Annotated in this window: 1 protein-coding gene; it reads right to left on the reverse strand. The window is 65.5% G+C overall.

Going from position 1 to position 348, the window contains the following annotated elements:
* Positions 1 to 348, reverse strand: a 348-nt coding sequence (locus tag P9228_RS30855) for an NAD-dependent epimerase/dehydratase family protein (RefSeq protein ID WP_347404326.1), incomplete at both ends; no start/stop codon positions are given.

The following is a 348-nucleotide window of genomic DNA, read 5'->3' on the forward strand; positions in this document are numbered from 1 at the left end:
CTTTGAAAACCTTCGGCTTCAGGGCCGGTCGGAGCCCGAAGAAGGGCGCTGCCGTCCTGACGATGGTGTCTAGATCGGAAAGTTCCGCCACAAAGCCCAATTGCTCTTGTGCTAGGCTGGGATCGGCGAACAGCCCGGCCGGGTCGCCGGGCCGGCGCGGTTTATAGGCGACCGGGACCGTCCGGCCGGTGACGCGGCCGACGGCCTCGAGGATCTCCTTTATCGAGATGCCTCGGCCGGTGCCGAGATTGACGGACAGGCTGTCGCCGCCGGCCTCGAGATGCATCAATGCCATGAGATGCGCGCGCGCGAGGTCGCTGACGTGGATGTAGTCGCGCACGCATGTGC

The organism is Mesorhizobium sp. WSM4898, from assembly GCF_029625845.1.
Lineage (GTDB): Bacteria > Pseudomonadota > Alphaproteobacteria > Rhizobiales > Rhizobiaceae > Mesorhizobium.